At 58.4% G+C, this 16,739-nt stretch carries 15 protein-coding genes; 5 read left to right on the top strand and 10 right to left on the bottom strand.

The genetic code is table 11. The features are described 5' to 3' along the window. Both VNZ65_RS04675 and VNZ65_RS04670 read left to right on the top strand, forming a co-directional pair. A partial coding sequence (locus VNZ65_RS04675) for a CusA/CzcA family heavy metal efflux RND transporter (RefSeq protein ID WP_325666565.1) occupies nucleotides 1-2,434 on the top strand: 2,434 nt, incomplete at its 5' end. 134 nt (nucleotides 2,435-2,568) lie between these two features. Next, nucleotides 2,569-2,949, top strand: coding sequence for a copper-binding protein (locus tag VNZ65_RS04670; protein WP_325666563.1), 381 nt, complete (start codon nucleotides 2,569-2,571; stop codon nucleotides 2,947-2,949). Nucleotides 2,950-3,046: 97 nt separating this feature from the next. Here the strand turns inward: VNZ65_RS04670 and VNZ65_RS04665 are convergent, their stop codons facing one another. Beyond that, the gene (locus tag VNZ65_RS04665) at nucleotides 3,047-4,048 is read right to left on the bottom strand and encodes a serine protease (RefSeq protein ID WP_325666561.1); all 1,002 of its coding nucleotides are present in this window, start codon (nucleotides 4,046-4,048) and stop codon (nucleotides 3,047-3,049) included. 330 nt (nucleotides 4,049-4,378) lie between these two features. Between VNZ65_RS04665 and VNZ65_RS04660 the strand changes: the two genes are divergently transcribed. Both VNZ65_RS04660 and VNZ65_RS04655 read left to right on the top strand, forming a co-directional pair. Beyond that, nucleotides 4,379-4,612 (top strand): hypothetical protein, encoded by a 234-nt coding sequence (locus VNZ65_RS04660; protein WP_325666559.1) that lies wholly within the window; start codon nucleotides 4,379-4,381, stop codon nucleotides 4,610-4,612. Between the two features lie 277 nt (nucleotides 4,613-4,889). Beyond that, on the top strand, nucleotides 4,890-5,555 hold the full coding sequence (locus tag VNZ65_RS04655) for an HAD-IB family hydrolase (protein WP_325666557.1): 666 nt from the start codon (nucleotides 4,890-4,892) through the stop codon (nucleotides 5,553-5,555). Between the two features lie 40 nt (nucleotides 5,556-5,595). On the opposite strand, the gene VNZ65_RS04650 is transcribed toward VNZ65_RS04655, so the two are convergent. Together VNZ65_RS04650 and VNZ65_RS04645 are read right to left on the bottom strand one after the other, a co-directional pair. Further along, nucleotides 5,596-6,216: a ParB-like protein gene (locus VNZ65_RS04650; RefSeq protein ID WP_325666555.1), complete on the bottom strand. Its 621-nt coding sequence runs from the start codon at nucleotides 6,214-6,216 to the stop codon at nucleotides 5,596-5,598. 39 nt (nucleotides 6,217-6,255) lie between these two features. Then, the gene (locus VNZ65_RS04645) at nucleotides 6,256-8,145 is read right to left on the bottom strand and encodes a KUP/HAK/KT family potassium transporter (RefSeq protein ID WP_325666553.1); all 1,890 of its coding nucleotides are present in this window, start codon (nucleotides 8,143-8,145) and stop codon (nucleotides 6,256-6,258) included. Nucleotides 8,146-8,444: 299 nt separating this feature from the next. Between VNZ65_RS04645 and fabV the strand changes: the two genes are divergently transcribed. Then, nucleotides 8,445-9,641, top strand: a complete 1,197-nt coding sequence (gene fabV, locus VNZ65_RS04640; RefSeq protein WP_325666551.1) for an enoyl-ACP reductase FabV — start codon at nucleotides 8,445-8,447, stop codon at nucleotides 9,639-9,641. 470 nt (nucleotides 9,642-10,111) lie between these two features. Here fabV and VNZ65_RS04635 read toward each other — a convergent pair whose 3' ends face one another. The 7 genes from VNZ65_RS04635 to VNZ65_RS04605 all read right to left on the bottom strand — a co-directional run. Continuing rightward, nucleotides 10,112-10,855, bottom strand: coding sequence for a LytTR family DNA-binding domain-containing protein (locus tag VNZ65_RS04635; protein ID WP_325666549.1), 744 nt, complete (start codon nucleotides 10,853-10,855; stop codon nucleotides 10,112-10,114). A gap of 54 nt (nucleotides 10,856-10,909) precedes the next feature. Next, the gene (locus tag VNZ65_RS04630; RefSeq protein WP_325666547.1) at nucleotides 10,910-11,977 is read right to left on the bottom strand and encodes a sensor histidine kinase; all 1,068 of its coding nucleotides are present in this window, start codon (nucleotides 11,975-11,977) and stop codon (nucleotides 10,910-10,912) included. A gap of 151 nt (nucleotides 11,978-12,128) precedes the next feature. Beyond that, entirely contained in the window at nucleotides 12,129-12,947 is an 819-nt protein-coding gene (locus VNZ65_RS04625; RefSeq protein WP_325666545.1) for a GNAT family N-acetyltransferase, read from the bottom strand. A gap of 361 nt (nucleotides 12,948-13,308) precedes the next feature. Beyond that, nucleotides 13,309-13,920, bottom strand: coding sequence for a LysE family translocator (locus VNZ65_RS04620; protein WP_325666543.1), 612 nt, complete (start codon nucleotides 13,918-13,920; stop codon nucleotides 13,309-13,311). A 242-nt stretch (nucleotides 13,921-14,162) separates the two neighbouring features. Beyond that, entirely contained in the window at nucleotides 14,163-14,366 is a 204-nt protein-coding gene (locus tag VNZ65_RS04615) for a cold-shock protein (RefSeq protein WP_325666541.1), read from the bottom strand. 248 nt (nucleotides 14,367-14,614) lie between these two features. Continuing rightward, complete coding sequence (gene otsA, locus VNZ65_RS04610; RefSeq protein ID WP_325666539.1) at nucleotides 14,615-15,991, bottom strand: alpha,alpha-trehalose-phosphate synthase (UDP-forming); 1,377 nt, start codon at nucleotides 15,989-15,991, stop codon at nucleotides 14,615-14,617. Nucleotides 15,992-16,049: 58 nt separating this feature from the next. Then, a partial coding sequence (locus VNZ65_RS04605; RefSeq protein ID WP_325666537.1) for a glycoside hydrolase family 15 protein occupies nucleotides 16,050-16,739 on the bottom strand: 690 nt, incomplete at its 5' end.

Raw genomic sequence — 16,739 nt, 5'->3', positions numbered from 1 at the left:
CTTCCGCAAGATTCCCTTGATGACGAGCGCTGCCGGCGTCTCGGTTCGGCTAGGCGACGTCGCCCGGATTCAGGTCGGTCCCGAGATGCGGCGCGGCATTGCCGAACTGAACGGCGAGGGAGAAGTCGCCGGCGGCGTGATCATCATGCGTTCCGGTAAAAATGCACTGGAAACCATCGCTGCGGTGAAAGCCAAGCTGGAAATATTGAAAGCCAGCCTGCCTCCCGGCGTCGAGATCGTGACGACTTACGACCGCTCAAGCCTGATCAAGCGCGCGGTCAGCAACCTAAAAGAAAAACTGATCGAGGAATTCATCGTGGTGGCGGTGGTGTGCGCTGTCTTCCTGTTTCATATGCGCTCGGCGCTGGTCGCCATTATCACCCTGCCGATCGGCATCCTGATTGCCTTTATCATCATGTATTACCAAGGCGTCAATGCCAACATCATGTCGCTGGGCGGGATTGCGATCGCCGTCGGCGCCATGGTCGATGCGGCCGTGGTGATGATCGAGAATGCCCACAAGCACGTCGAAGCCTGGAAACATGCCCATCCCGGCGTCAAGCTCAAGGGCGACGAACACTGGCGCGTCATCGGCGACGCCGCGGCAGAGGTGGGACCGGCCTTGTTTTTCTCGCTGCTGATCATTGTGCTGTCCTTCATTCCCGTGTTTACGCTGGAAGCGCAGGAAGGGCGGCTGTTTTCTCCCTTGGCCTTTACCAAGACCTATGCCATGGCCGCGGCCGCCGGCCTGGCGGTCACGCTGATTCCGGTCCTGATGGGTTACCTGATCCGCGGCCGGATTCCGGATGAACAAAAGAATCCGCTCAATCGCTTCCTGATCGCACTCTACCGTCCTTTGCTGGATATCGTGTTGCGCTTCCCCAGGCTGACCTTGCTGGCAGCGGCGCTGGCGGCTACCGTGACCATCTGGCCGATGACGCAGTTAGGCGGCGAGTTCATGCCGCCGCTGGATGAGGGCGACGTGCTGTACATGCCGTCGGCGCTGCCTGGCCTGTCGGCCGGCAAGGTGCAGCAATTGCTGCAGCAGACCGACCGTCTGATCAAGACCATCCCTGAAGTGCAAAGCGTGTTTGGCAAGGCTGGCCGTGCCGAAAGCGCTACCGACCCGGCGCCGCTGGAAATGTTTGAAACCATGATCCAGTTCAAGCCGCATGCGCAATGGCGTCCCGGCATGACGCCGGAAAAGCTGATCCAGGAACTGGACCGCATCGTCAAGGTGCCTGGCCTGTCGAATATCTGGGTGCCGCCGATACGCAACCGCATCGACATGCTGGCCACCGGCATCAAGAGCCCGGTGGGGATCAAGGTGGCGGGTGTCAGCCTGCAGGAAATCGACCGCATTACCGGCGAGATCGAACGCGCCGTCAAACATGTGCCGGGCGTGTCGTCGGCGCTGGCAGAGCGTTTGAATGGCGGCCGCTATATCGATGTCAATATCGACCGCGACAGCGCCGCCCGCTACGGCTTGAATATCGCCGATGTGCAGAGCGTCGTGGCGGCAGCGATAGGCGGCGACAACATCGGCGAAACGATCGAAGGACTGCAGCGCTTTCCAATCAATGTGCGCTATCCGCGCGAGCTGCGCGACTCGGTCGAGAAGCTGCGGCAACTGCCGATACTGACGGAACGCGGTGCGCAAATCCGGCTGGGCGACGTCGCCGCGATCCGCATCGACGATGGCCCGCCGATGCTGAAAAGCGAGAATGCGCGGCTGTCGGGCTGGGTCTATGTGGATATTCGCGAGCGCGACCTGAGTTCCACCGTGCGCGACATGCAGCAAGCCGTGGTGAAGGAAGTCAAATTGCCGGCCGGGTATTCGATCGCCTGGTCAGGGCAGTTCGAATACCTGGAGCGTGCTAGCGCCAAACTCAAGATCGTGGTGCCTGCCACCTTGCTGATCATCTTCGTCCTGCTGTACCTGACCTTCAAGCGCTTTGACGAAGCGCTCTTGATCATGGCGACCCTGCCGTTTGCGCTGGCCGGCGGCATCTGGCTGCTGTGGCTGCTCGACTACCACCTGTCTGTCGCGGGCGGCGTCGGCTTCATCGCCCTGGCCGGCGTCTCGGCCGAATTCGGCGTGATCATGTTGCTCTACCTGAAGCATGCGTGGGACGAGCGGCTGGCAGCGGGCAAGGGCAGCGAAGCCGATCTGCTCGACGCGATACGCGAGGGCGCCGTGCTGCGGGTACGGCCCAAGGCGATGACGGTGGCTGTCATCATCGCTGGCCTGGTGCCGATCATGCTGGGGACCGGTACCGGATCGGAAGTGATGCAACGTATCGCGGCGCCGATGGTCGGCGGCATGATCACGGCGCCGTTGCTGTCGATGTTCGTGGTGCCAGTGGTTTATCTGCTGCTGCGTCGGCGCCAGATCCACGCCAGCGGCGATATGAATCTGACGATGCATCAATAATGAATGCAGGAATGTAAGGAAGTTGCAGTAAACGCGCGAGAAATCAGGCGCAGCGCCCATCCGATGCCGATCAGTCAAGCGGACGGGCGCAATCTGTTTCAAACTACATCTCTCAATTTTTACAAGGAAAAAACATGCAATCGATCGCAACCCTGTCCCTGTCTTTGATCCTGGCACTGTCCACATCCGGAGCGGTTTTCGCACAGTCAAGCGCCACCAAGGACATGAATATGAAAGACATGGACATGAAGAGCATGCAGATGGCAAACATGAATTCCGCTTCCTCCGCGAAGATGGCAATTCATCAGGCTACTGGTGTCGTGAAGGCCGTCGATACGGCGAAGGGGACGGTGACGCTGGCGCACGGGCCAGTCAAGAGTCTGAACTGGCCGGCCATGACGATGACTTTCGTTGTGAAGGACAAGGCATTCTTCGGCAAGCTTGTGGCGGACAAGAAGGTGACTATCGATTTCAGCAAACTGGGCGCGGAGTATGTCGTTACCGCTGTGAACTGAGCCCGACTTGGGGCAGATAATATCGGCGTCCGAGAGTGGGTGGTATGGAATGCGTTGAGGACCTATCCGGCGTCCTCAGCGAGTGACCAGATCCGCATCATTGTTGCCATACCACCGCGTTATCGACAGCATACAGTTTGCAGCTGACTTTGCGTTTTGAGCAGTCAGCGGCAAACTGCACGATGCTCTTCGTGTCTGAAAACGAGCCGTATTGTCCATCGCTGGTGAAGATGAAGGCGCGCGGCGCCGCGAGCAGAAGATATTCTTTGTATGCAATCTCCACGCCGCTTTTTCCTTCCGCGGAGACCGGTAACGCGCCGATATCAGTTATTGCAGCATATCCGCTTGAGACCACATTGCCATCGGTTGTGAATTTAACCCCGAAGGTTTTCAGTACCGCTGTCCAGTCCGTGATCTCCTTGGCATAGCGATTGGGGAGCTGGGTTACCCATTCCGCCGGATAGGAAAAGGCAAAATTTTCGGTTTGGCCGGCAACCGATTTGATGACCCCGATCAGCCTGCCATCGGCATCGAAGAGGCCTCCTCCGCTGGAACCCGCCGATACCGGAGTCGACGATTGAATGATCGGCAATTCGCTGCCTGGTTCTACCCTCAGGGCGGAGATGAGCCCGTCTGTCAATGACAGTTCAAGGCCGCGCGGACTCGATACCGCGAAAACCTGTTGTCCGACCCGAAGCGTATTGACTGGCGCGATGGCGATCGGAGCGACAGACATGGGGCTGGTCACCCTGAGCAGGCACAGGTCGCGCGTGCGATCGGGATCATGAAGCACTTGATCGACGTTGACATTTGTAGCGCCATTCGACAGTACAATTTTTCCCGTTCTGTCCACGACATGGCAGGCTGTTATGAATTGAGATGGCGCGATCAAAACTGCGCTGCCGATCCGCGTTCCATGTTCGGCGGCGCTGTCGGCTTTTACCATCCAGACTCTGGGAGATACTTGGGTAAAGACTTTTTCTGGTGTCGTCGCCGCGGGTAACTCGGCAAAGGTCGATTGCAACAAGCACAAGCTGCCAAAAAAAACAGCCGCCGCATAAATTGCCGGCTGCCGAAGAGTCGCGCCAGTACTAGACATGTCTTTATCCTTAAATGCCGGTGGCTGGCAATGTTGAAAACTTCTGCAGGAAGCATGTATTGCCGTCTGTTATTAGATACAGTCGCCGTCAGTCTGATGATGACGAAGTGCTTTGAGTATAGGGAATGGAAACAAACTTATATGTGCGTCAACGAACAGTAGCTTCTACTTTAACAAGCTGGAAGTTGCATTTCTGGTGCAGGCTTAAGGAGCAATAATGTCGCGCCAACGGGCAATGGAGCGGCTCAGGTCCAGCCAGATCACGCTTGTCCCGGGAGCCTTGTTGTTTCTGGCATAATTGCTTGTGGTCAATTTTCTGGGCGAGGGAAAATGGACAGGAACCAGCGCGAAGCAGCAAACAGCGTAGACAGGATGCTATTGGAGAATGTCCTGGCTATACTGATACACGAGGTTGGCAACGGAGCAATTTCCTTGCAGGGGGCAACTGATATTTATCAATCGATTGCCCGCGACTTGCGTATACCCGTCGCGCCGGAAGAACTCAGCGCGGTCGGCAATCAGTTCCAGGCGGCTGAAAAATCGTATCTGGCCCTGGGGCGCTAGACGACGCTGACGCGACCTCCAGGATCTCGGCAAGCAGATTAGCGCACGGCAAAAACCTCGCACCTTCACTGCTCCGAGTTTTTTGCCATTCATGGCCGCGACAATAATAGTTGTGTTAACTGAATGACGTAGATGGTAGCATTGAGGAATGATCATTGCCCATGCGTTAGAACAGCACGATGCCGACAGCCATTGAACGACGTAGGCCATTTTTTTCGCGGCCGGATACAGGCCGCAGTTCCGCTTCCATTTGGCGCGCATGATAGCCGGGCAAACAATGCAGCCTGGGCGCATCGTGGCCGCCTTCGATTTCGACGGCACCATCACTAGCACCGACAGCCTGCGCGACTTCGTGCGGTATGCCGTCGGTCGTGGCCGTTTTGCCGCTGGCGTCATACGGGCTTCGCCCTGGCTGCTTGGCTTGCTGGCCGGCGCCTGCGACCGGGGTACGGCCAAGGCGCATTTCCTCGCCGCCACGATAGACGGCATGGAGCAAGTCAGGCTGGAGGAATTGGCGCGCGATTTTGCCGTGTATCGGCTGCCGGCCATGGTCCGTCCCGAAATGCTCGCCAGGATCGCGGAGCATAAGCGCCTTGGTCACCGGCTTGTGCTGGTCAGCGCCTCGCCGTCCTTATATCTCAAGCATTGGGCGGCAAGCGCCGGTTTCGATGTCGTGCTGGCGACTGAACTTGCGTTTCGCGACGAGCGCTTTTCTGGAACCCTGGCTTCGCCGAATTGCTGGGGGCCGCAGAAAGTGCAGCGCTTGCAGAGCTGGTTCGGTAACGATCCGCCACACACCTTATATGCGTATGGCGACAGCCGAGGCGACCGCGAGATGCTTGCGCTAGCTGATCATGCATGGCTGCGGGGAGCCGCAGAGATGCCGCAGCTGGATGACTGGCCAGCCAAAACCACAGCAGGCCGATCTGCCGGATTGTCCTGACAGTCGCCGATCAGCTCACCCCCGCATTTTGCATTGCGTTCTAGGTGGCTGCAACCTGGCCGCTCCAGCCCGGCAGATGCGCAGCCGCCTGGCTGTGCGATAGCTGCAGGGCTTCCGCCACGGCCTGGCTCGGCTGGTTCTTGATCATTTTGACCGGCACCCGGCGACGGAAAAAATCCGCCCACAGGAATTCGGCAAACGGCTGCTGATCTTTCGGGAAGCCGCCCGCCTGGCGGACTTCGCCGGCCAGGCTGCGATAGGGATCGTCGACCAGTTCGGTGATTTTCTTGGGAATGGCGTCGAAGCCGCAGCGCTTACCCTTGGTGTCGTAGGGGTGAACCCATTGGTTGTGGTCCATGACTACCCAGAATTCATCGATGTTGAGCGCGCTCAAATCCTTGAGCATGATCAGTTTGACGGTCTTTATGTTTTCCTCTATCAAGGACCGGCCCAGATGGTGATGGTCGACGATGTAATAGTGATCCTTGGGGCCAAGTACGCCAGGGAAGCAATGGTTTTCCAGGTAACTCTGGCGATTTTCAGCGTTCAGATTTTTCCATGACAGACGCTTTTGCTCCACTTCGGCAAGGCCTACCGTGAGTTGAGTCGGGCGCAGTGATTTCAACGACACTTCAAGCAGATGCGGATGACGTGTATGCATGATTTCCCCTTCGGATAGTTTTAATATGACACCGCAAGATCAGATTGCCACCTGTCTGCCGATCAGGATAACGCTATCTTTCGGCAGACGGAAGAAATCGCTGACATGCATGGAATTCCTTTCCATCAGTCCGAACATGCCTTCCTGCCACGGCGCCAGCCCTTGCCCGTCTTCACGCGGCACAACTTCAATGTGGCCGACGTAGTAGACCGCATCGTTAAAATCCAGGCTGGCGTTTTGTGCGCAGGCCTTTTTCAGCACTGCCGGAATGTCCGGTCTCTCCATGAAGCCAAAGCGCGCTCTGACACGCCAATAGTTAGGTTGAACCTCGGTGATTGTCAAACGTTCTGCGTCATCGATCCACGGTATCGACTCGGTCACGGCGTTCACCACAAACAGGTTTTCGTGCAAGGCGCCATTATGCTTGACGTCCCATATCATGACGGGCGGCGTGTCACTATCGGTGCGGGACAGGAATACAGCGGTGCCCGGTACGCGTGGAATATTGCGCGACTTGAGCGAGGCCATGAATTCGTCCAGCGGAACCGCCTGCTGATCCAGGTTTTGCAAGACAGCGCTTGAGCCGCGATGCCATACCAGCATCGTGCCGAACACCAGCGACGCCAGCAGCAGCGGCACGTAGCCGCCATCTGCGACCTTGGTCAGGTTGGCCAGGAAAAAGGCGGAATCGATACAAATGAATGCGCCGGCAATAGCGCCGCTCTTGAGCAGGCTCCAGCCCCAGATTTCACGCATGGCGATGAACAGCAAGCCGGAAGTGAGCAGCATGGTCGCGGCGACGGCAATGCCGTAGGCGGAGGCCAGGTTGTCGGATTTCCGGAAAGCCAGGACCAGGCCGACCGTCACAATCATCAGCAGCCAGTTGACCGCGCCGACGTATATCTGGCCGAAACCTTCTTCCGAGGTCTGCTTGATGCGCAGACGCGGCAGCCAGCCGAGCTGGATCGCCTGCCGGGTCATTGAGAAGGCGCCGGTAATGATCGACTGGCTGGCGATGATGGTGGCCACCGTGGCCAGCACAATAAATGGAATCAGCAGGAAATCCGGACACAGGCGGAAAAAGATATTGTCGGTGGTCGGGGTACCTGCGAGCACCAGCGCGCTCTGGCCAGCATAGTTGAGCAGCAGGCTGGGAAGCACCACCGCCGACCAGGCGAAACGGATCGGACGCGAACCGAAGTGTCCCATGTCCGCATACAGTGCTTCCGCGCCGGTCACGCAAAGAAAAACGCCGCCCAGGATGAGAAAGCTCGTATAGCCGTTCGAGAACAGGTAGCGCAAGCCATACAGCGGATTCAAGGCCGCCAGCACGCCTGGATGCTGTGCAATGCCAATCACGCCCAACACGGCGATTGCAACGAACCACAGCAACATGATAGGGCCAAAGGTTTTGCCGATGCGGGCAGTGCCGAGCGGCTGAATCGCAAATAATCCGATCAGTATCGCGACGGCGGCAGGCACGATGTAAGGCTCGACGTCCGGTGTCGCGATCTTCAGTCCTTCCAGCGCGGAGAGTACGGAAATGGCCGGCGTGATCGCGCCGTCGCCATAGATTAATGCGGCGCCGAACAAGCCAAGCGCAACGATCAGCGGCCGCTTGTGTTTTTTGATGCCGAGCAAGGACATCAAGGCCAGAATGCCGCCCTCGCCATCGTTATCGATGCTCATGGCGAATATGACATATTTGACCGAGGTGATCATGATCAGCGTCCAGACGATCAGCGAGAGGACACCCAGTACGATGTCATGGGTCGGCGCGCTGCTGGTCATTCCGAGCACGGTCTTCAGCGTATACAGGGGACTGGTGCCGATGTCGCCGAAAACTATGCCCAGTGCTGAAAGGCCCAATGCAGAAACGCCGGCGCGACGAGCCGGGTTGCCGGGAGCAGGCTGGGGTGGTTTGTTCATAGTGCGGGGATCCCTCGTAAATGACAGTACTGTTACATGGCAGGCCTGCCTGCGATGCCAAAGCACTTTACCATTTGATCGGTTGCTGGATATCGATGTCAAGTAATGCCGTGTGTCGTATCGGTGACATTTGCAGACGATGAAGCCAATTTTTCCCTAGCTTAACCGCTGCCCCATCCCCATGGCGGGACACGGCCGTCGGAAGGACTTGCTTTGATGGCTGAGCGCCTCGCTTATAATGCCGGAATCTTGTCCATCCTTGTCAGCCGTCATTGCGGCATCTCATAAGCGAAATCTTCATGATCATCAAACCACGCGTACGCGGCTTCATCTGTGTTACTACCCATCCCGCCGGCTGTGCAGAAAATGTGCGGCAGCAAATCGACTATGTGACGGCCAGGGGGCCAATCGCAGGCGGGCCGAAGAAAGTGCTGGTGATCGGCGCATCGACCGGATACGGACTGGCCGCGCGCATCACGGCGGCGTTTGGCTGCGGCGCCGCTACGCTTGGCGTGTTCTTTGAGCGCCCTGGCAGCGACACCAAGCCTGGTACGCCCGGCTGGTATAACAGCGCGGCATTCCACCGGTCTGCCGCAGCCAAGGGCCTGTATGCAAAGAGCATCAACGGCGACGGTTTTTCCGACGCGATCAAGCAACAGACCATAGACGCCATCAAACAGGATCTCGGCCAGGTCGACCTGGTCGTCTACAGCCTGGCCGCGCCGCGCCGCACCCATCCGAAGAGCGGCGAGGTGTTCAATTCGACGCTGAAACCTGTCGGCAAGGCGGTCAGCTTCCGCAGCCTAGATACCGACAAGGAAGTCATGAAGGAAACGACCCTGGAGCCTGCTACTCAGGAAGAGATCGATAACACCGTTGCCGTCATGGGCGGCGAGGACTGGCAGATGTGGATTGCTGCGCTGCAGGCGGCCGGCGTCCTGGCCGACGGTGCGAAAACTACCGCTTTCACCTATCTGGGCGAGAAGATCACCCACGATATCTACTGGAACGGTTCCATCGGCGCCGCCAAGAAGGACCTGGACCAGAAGGTGCTCGATATCCGCAGCAGCCTGGCCGCCAGCGGCGGCGATGCCCGCGTCTCGGTGTTGAAAGCCGTGGTGACGCAAGCCAGTTCCGCCATTCCCATGATGCCGCTGTATCTGTCGCTGCTGTTCAAGGTCATGAAAGAAAAGGGTACGCATGAAGGCTGCATCGAGCAGCTCTACGCACTTTACAACGACAGCCTGTATGGCGATACGCCCTGTGTGGATGAGGAAGGCCGGCTGCGCACGGATTACAAGGAACTGGATGCGGACACACAGGCGCGCGTGCAGCAGCTCTGGAATCAGGTCACCAGCGAGAATATTTACGAACTGACCGACTTTGCCGGCTACAAGAAAGAGTTCTTGCGTCTCTTCGGATTTGAAATAGAAGGCGTTGACTATGACGCGGATGTGAGTTGCGAAGTGGAGATTCCCAACCTGGTCCAGGGCTAGGCGGCGGTTTCAATACCGGTGTTTGCACAATGAAGGTGTCGATGCGGAGAAATTTCCGGAAGATTTCATTTTTCTGAAATAAATTCCGCAGAAAGGTCTTGAAAATGCGTTTGGCGTCGCAATATAGGTAAAGTCTCCTCCAACTCTCCCTAAGTTTTGGATTTAACCCGCAGCCGCAAGGTCTGCGGGTTTTTTTTGGGGAGCGCCCGGTAGGGCGCACTTACTCGGAGGTGGCAGTCCTCTACTCGCCTGGCAAGGGGAGAGTTGGCTGAACGGCAAGTGTGACCGGCTAGCGGCTTGTGCAGTATGCTAGTGTCGTGTCCTGCCTCATCTGTCGGCATCTCGCTGATCCTTGACCCGTATCGCGTCGTTGCGCCTCGTCGCCATAGCCCCGCTATGTCTCCTCGGCACGCCTAGCGCTACGGGGCAAGGCCGGCGCGATATACCGACAGATGAGGCAGGATACGACACTAGATCGACATGCTGCGCAACATCTTCGACGCTTCCCGGTTGGCCACCAGCTGGGTGCCGTCGCGCATCTGGATTTGCAGCTGAGACTGATCGTCCGCTTTCATCGATTCGACAAAATCGAGATTGATCAGGGTCGAGCGGTGGATGCGGATGAATTTCCCCGGATCCAGCCGCGCACTCAGTTCCGACAATCCGATACGCACCAGGAAATTTTTCTTCCTGGCGGCGATCACAGTGTATTTCTCTTCTGATTTCATATATTCGATTTCATCTGTCGCCAGCGGGAAAATGTGGCCGCGGTCGCGCACCAGGATCCGCTTCAGCATGGCCGTTTCCTGCTCGCCGGCCTGCTTCAGCGCCAGTTGCAGCAGATCCTTGGATGGCACGGACACTTCCAGCAGCCGTTCGACAGCGGCATCAAAGCGCTCGCGCGAAAACGGCTTGAGCAGATAGTCGATGGCGTTCAGTTCGAAGGCAATCACCGCGTACTGGTCATAGGCGGTGGTGAAAATGAAGTCCGGCGCGTGGGTCAGGCGCTGCAGCACTTGCAGCCCGGTCATTTCCGGCATCTGGATATCCATGAAGACGGCATCGGGCGTCAGCTTGTCGATCTGTTTCAGGGCGCTGGCGCCGTCGGCAGCTTCACCGACCAGGCGCAATTGCGGATGCGCCTGGATCCAGTCGCGCAAGGTTTCCCGGGCCAGCGGTTCATCTTCTGCAATAAAGACGGTTTTGGTTTTCATGGCTTTTATGATCTTTGTGAAATAGCGTCAGGAAAGTGCGGCGTTTATGTAGCTTCAAGCAGCTTCAAGCGGAATCGACAGGTGTATGGCGCAGCCGGCGCCCGGCGCGGTCCGGATCTCTAGCTTGCCGCGCTGGCCGTATTCCAGTTGCAGGCGGCGGGCGACGGTCTTGACGCCCAAGCCACCCGATTCCTTCATGGCGAGCGCATCGCAGCCGGGGCCATCGTCGCTGACCGCGATGGCGATGGCATTGTCAGCGCTGTTGACATGGGCGCTGATAGCAAGTTTGCCCGGCCGGCTGTGCGGATTGAAAGCATGCTTGATGCTGTTTTCCACCAGCGGCTGCACGCTCAGCGCCGGCAGCAGATGGTAGCGCGCGGCATCGTCGATATCCCATTCGACGTGCAGGCGGCTGCCCAGCCGCAGCGCTTCCAGGGCCAGGTAGTCGCGCACGAACTTGAGTTCCTCGTCTAGCGTCACCATGGCGTCTCCACTCTTTTCGGTATCCAGGATATAGCGCAGCATATCCGAGAATTTCAGCAGGGCGTTCTCGGCAGCGCCGGATTCCTTGCGGGTGAGGGCAATGATGGAATGCAGTGTGTTGAACAGGAAGTGAGGATTCAGTTTGTTACGCAGCGCCGTCAGTTCCGACTTGGCCAGCAGGACGTCAGCCTGTGCAATGGCAATCAATTGCAAGCGGTTGGTTTCTATGGCGCGGATCCCATGGAAAATGCCTGCGATGACCGCGTACATCATGAAGTAGCTCCACGACTGCCACATGGCCCATTGCTCTACGTCCGATTTCTGAACATCCGGGTTGCCTAAGTAAAAAATGAAGAAATAGGCCAGGCCCATGCACAGCGCGGTAAGAAACAAGGCGGAGCCGATGTGGATCGCCGCCGACGCCGCGATGCTGCGGCCAGTACGCTTGAGATAGCCGGTCAGGGGCCATATCAGAAAAAGCAGGGGAACCGCAGGGACCAGGCAACATGCTGCCGAAAACAGGCCTTCCCTGACCCTGATATTGCCATTGAACAGGCCTTCGCCCTGGGTCGCTAGAAAATAAAATAGAAAAACAGGCAACCAGGCAGCGAGATAAAGTATCCAGATGCGGCGACGCATGGTCGGTCCTTGTCAGATTTCCGATGCCTGATTGTCCCCTAGAAAGCGGCATTTGCGGCCGCGCTTGACATGAATTGAGGAAAACAATGGCTGAAATGCCGGAATCGGCGGATTTCCTTCAGGTCTGCGGCGCCGGAGATGGGGACAGGCCCTAGTGTCCGGCCGGCCACCAGCACAGGCTGGCCATGCGCTCGCGCCGCTGGAATCCCAGTGTTTGATAGAGCCGGGCGGCGTGGTGGCTCTCGTCGGCCACCATCACCAGGCGGGCAGCGCGCCCGAAGCTGTGTTCGGCGACATGGTGTACCAGGGCGCGGCAGATGCCTCGGTTACGGTACGCAGGAGCCGTAAACACGGCTTGGAAGCGGCCGCTGTCGCCGTCGAAAAACATGCCGAGATTGGCGACCTGCGTGTCGCCGGCAAATGCACCCCACCAGTCGCCTTGATGATCGCCGATCATCTGCCGGTACATGGCTTGCAGGCCGGCCAGATAGCGCAAGAACTCCGGTTCCGGATAGCGGCCGGCATTGTCGGCAAACTTCAGTGCTTGCCAGGCTGACCAGTCGGCCGCGTCGCGGTAGCGGCGCAGCACGATTTCAGCGGGCCGTTGCGTCGGCGCGATCAAGTCTTGCGCATGGGCGATAAGGACGGCGGTTTGGCTGAACTCGTAGCCGGCGTCGATAAATGCATCCGGCGCCGCCATTACTGTGCCGTGCACCGGCCACAGGAAAGTGCGGTGCTTGATCAGCGGCGGGGCGCCGACCAGATGAGCGAAATCGGCTTCCAGTTGCAGCCGGTCCTGGTTGCGCGGCGGCCCTTCCAGCACCAGCAGGTTGCCGAAGTAGTAATCGGGAGTAGCGGGCGTCCGCACCACCGTGTATTGGCCGCGGCGGCAGACTTCTCCCTGGACGCGATTGAACATCAGTTCGGTCTGGATGCCCCGGTGCGGCTTGGCTTTTTCTTGTGTTTTCATGAGCGGACAAGGAACAAAGGGTGAAGCAAGGTCTGGGCTGCGGGTCTGCACTGCGCAAGCGCCGCAATATTCTTGTGCGGATCTGGGGAATACTGCGCTAACATTAATCCGCCATCAACCACTGCCATCGCCCGATGAAGCTAGCTCCGAAGAAAGTGCTGATTTACATCGCTATCCTATGCGGGATTATCGCATTGCTGATTTTGCTCGGCCTGGCCTATGGCAAGCGCCGATGGCAGGAATCATGCGTCAGCGGCAATGAGCTTTTCCGCTCGGAGCAAAGCGCGCAAACCTGTGAATTGCAGTACGTGAAATCCAGGAAATAGGGCCTGAAGGAGCTGGCCGGCGAGCATTTCCGTTCTTATCTTTCAGTCAGCGCCAGCTTGACCGCCAGTGCGCCGAATGCCGCCGCAAAGCTGCGCCGCATCCATCTCATCACGGCTGGCCGCGTGATGACGCGGTCGCGCATGACAGCCGCGAAGATGCCGTAGAGGGAAAAAATCACGAAGGTGGCCAGCATGAAGGTGCCCGACAGCTCGAGCATGCGTAATAGCGGCTGGCTTTCCTGCGGGCTGACGAATTGCGGCAGGAAGGCAACGAAGAAGATGGACAGCTTGGGGTTGAGGATGTTGATGAGGATGCCGTCGACGATCACGCGCAAATTGGAACGCTGGTCGGCGGCGCCCTCGACGCGCAATGCGCCTTTTTCCCGAAGAGAGTTCCAGGCCATGAACAGCAGATAAGCGATACCGGCATATTTGATGGCGTTGAAAGCCAGGGCGCTGGCATGCAGGACCGCGGCCAGCCCCAGCATGGCGGCGGCAAGATGCGGCAAGATCCCGAGAGTGCAGCTGAAGGCCGCCAGCACGCTGGCTTTGGCGCCGCGCGACAAGCCGGCGGAGAGCGTATAGATGACGCCGGTGCCGGGAGAGACGACGATGATGAGGGTGGTCAGCAAGAATCCGAGTGTCATGAATTTGTCCCTGCCATGCAGTTTGCGCGTGCAGCCACGGCCCGCCAAAAAAGAAAATGGGAGCACATTGCAGCTCCCATTTTTTGATTTCGCGGATCGTGCGCGATAGCCTTATCCCAGCAGCCTTATCCCGACAGGACAAGCAATCGCTGCAGACACAAGGTCGCTACGAATCTTTGAATCAGCGGCTTTCCGTCCTGGCGTACGAAGAATTTCCAGCTTTCTCCATTCGCCATTCCACATCAAGGAGCTTTGATATTGGATGCTTGCTTGCCTTTAGGGCCTTGAGTGACATCAAATTGCACTTTTTGACCTTCCTTGAGCGTCTTGAAGCCATCCATAGTAATTGCGGAAAAATGTGCAAACAAATCTTCGCCGCCATCGTCCGGGGTAATGAAGCCGAAGCCTTTGGAGTCATTGAACCACTTAACAATACCTGTTGCCATGATAATCTCTCAATTAATTACACATCGTATTAGTGTCGAAGCGCTTGGCTTTTCACTAACTAATTTACACACGATCAAACTTTGACGTGTGGCCACGCACTCAGACTAATGGTGCCAAGAGGTCGCTTCTGTACGCTAACCAACTTAACACGGTTCGTCAATAGCGAATAGGCATCGGCGCTGTTGTTTTCGTGCTAATCCTGCGTTTTGTCATCTCATCCATGAAATTCTGCCGCTTCCGGCCGTCTTCAGCGGACTGCCGCCAGCGTCTGCAGGAATTGGCCGCACCACCAGTGGACATCGAACTTGCGGACATTCGCCAGCAGCGCCGTGTGGCGCGCCTGGCGTTCGGCCAGCGGCATTTGCAGGGCGCGCTGGATTGCCTGCGCGGTGCCGGGAATATCGTAGGGATTGACCAGCAGCGCTTGCGTCAGCTGTTCGGCGGCGCCGGCGAAGCGGGATAGCACCAGCACGCCCGGGTCGGCTTCATCTTGCGCTGCAATAAATTCTTTGGCGACCAGATTCATGCCGTCGCGCAGCGGCGTCACCAGAGCGACGTCGCAAGCCCGGTACAAGCCGGGTAGCCGTTTGCGCGCTACCGTGCGATGGATGTAGCGGATCGGCATCCAGTCGAAATCGCCGTAGTTGCCGTTGATGGCGCCGCACAGGCTTTCCAGTTCGTGCTGGATGTCGGCATAGGCGTCCACGTCTTCGCGGCTGGGCGAGGCGACTTGCAGCAAGGTGGCGCTATGCTGGTTTTCCGGGTATTCGCGCAGCAGTTCGTTGAAGGCGCGTATGCGCTGCGGCAGGCCTTTTGAATAGTCCAGGCGGTCGACCCCGATCAGCAGGCGCCGCCGCGAATATTCGGTGCGGGTGTTTTCATAGGTGTCGACTGCTTCGTGCGCGCGGCCCAGCCGCTGGAATTCGTCGACGTCTATGCCGATCGGAAAGGCGCCTGCCTGCACGGTGCTGTTGAAGGCGCGGAACTGGCCGGCGCCTATGGTTTCCGCGGTAGCTTCGGCTTTCACGTAATGCGAGAAATTCAGCAGGTCGGCTTCGCTCTGGAAGCCCACCAGGTCGTAGGCGAACAAGGCCCGCATGAGCCATTCGTGCGATGGAATCGCCGCCAGGATCTGCTGCGGCGGCAGCGGGATATGCAGGAAGAAGCCGATGCGGTTGTCGCAGCCCATGGCGCGCAACTCGGCGGCCAGCGGAATCAGATGATAGTCGTGGATCCAGATCAGGTCGTCCGGCTTGAGCAGCGGCATCAGCTTGCGCGCGAACAGATGGTTGACGCGGCGGTAGCCGCTCAGGTAGCCGGATTCCAGGTTCGCCAGGTCGAGCCGGTAATGGAACACCGGCCACAGCACGCCGTTGGCATAGCCGCGGTAATAGGCGTCGTGGTCTTCCTGGCACAAATCGATTTCCGCCAGCGTCACCGGCCCGGCCTGGTGCACGTGCAGCTCGCCCTCGCCGGGCGTGCCGTCCTTGACGACCGCGCCGCTCCAGCCGAACCAAAGGCCGCCCGTGCTTTTCAGGGTTTCGCCCAGCGCCACCGCCAGACCTCCTGCCGCCGGTTTGCGCGGATCGGCAAGTCGGTTCGATACTACTACCAGGCGTGACATAGGCAGTTTCCTTTCTTGGTTTTAAAAACATGGGATGGAAGGATGCTGCGATCCGGATTCAGATGGCGCTCTCCCAGGCGGCTGACAGCCGCATTGCGCAATTGATGATGCCGACCATGGAATAGGTCTGCGGGAAATTGCCCCACATCTCTCCCGTGAGCGGATGGGTATCTTCCGACAGCAGGCCGACATGGTTGCGGGCCGCCAGCATGGCTTCGAAAATCTCGCGCGCCTGCTGCTTGCGGCCAATGCGCGCCAGCGCGTCGATGCGCCAGAAGGTACAGATGTTGAAAGCGGTTTCCGGCCGGCCGAAATCGTCCGGCGCTTCGTAACGCCGCATGTAGGGACCGTCGCACAGGTATTTTTCGAGCGTGTCGACGGTAGCGATAAAACGCTCGTCGGTCGGCGCCACCAGGCCGACTTCCACCATCAGCAAGACGCTGGCGTCGAGATCGCGGCCGCCGAAACTTTCGGCATAGGCTTGCCGTTCTTCATTCCATGATTCGCTCAGGATGCGCTGTCCGATGACTGCTGCGCGTTCATGCCAGTAGCCGGCGCGTTCGCTCAGTTCCAGCTTGCCGGCGATCTTGGCCAGGCGGTCGCAGGCGGCCCAGCTCATCAGCGCCGACGAAGTATGGATGCGCGAACGGGTGCGCAGCTCCCACATGCCGGCATCCGGCTGGTCATACAGCGCGAACGCGCGCTCGCCCACCGCTTCCAGATGCCGGAACTGCTCGACGCCGGAACG

This window comes from Collimonas sp. (genome assembly GCF_035566555.1).
Classification (GTDB): Bacteria; Pseudomonadota; Gammaproteobacteria; order Burkholderiales; family Burkholderiaceae_D; genus Collimonas.
The sequence above is the reverse complement of the archived record's forward strand: the minus strand, read 5'-3'. Positions and strand labels throughout refer to the sequence as shown.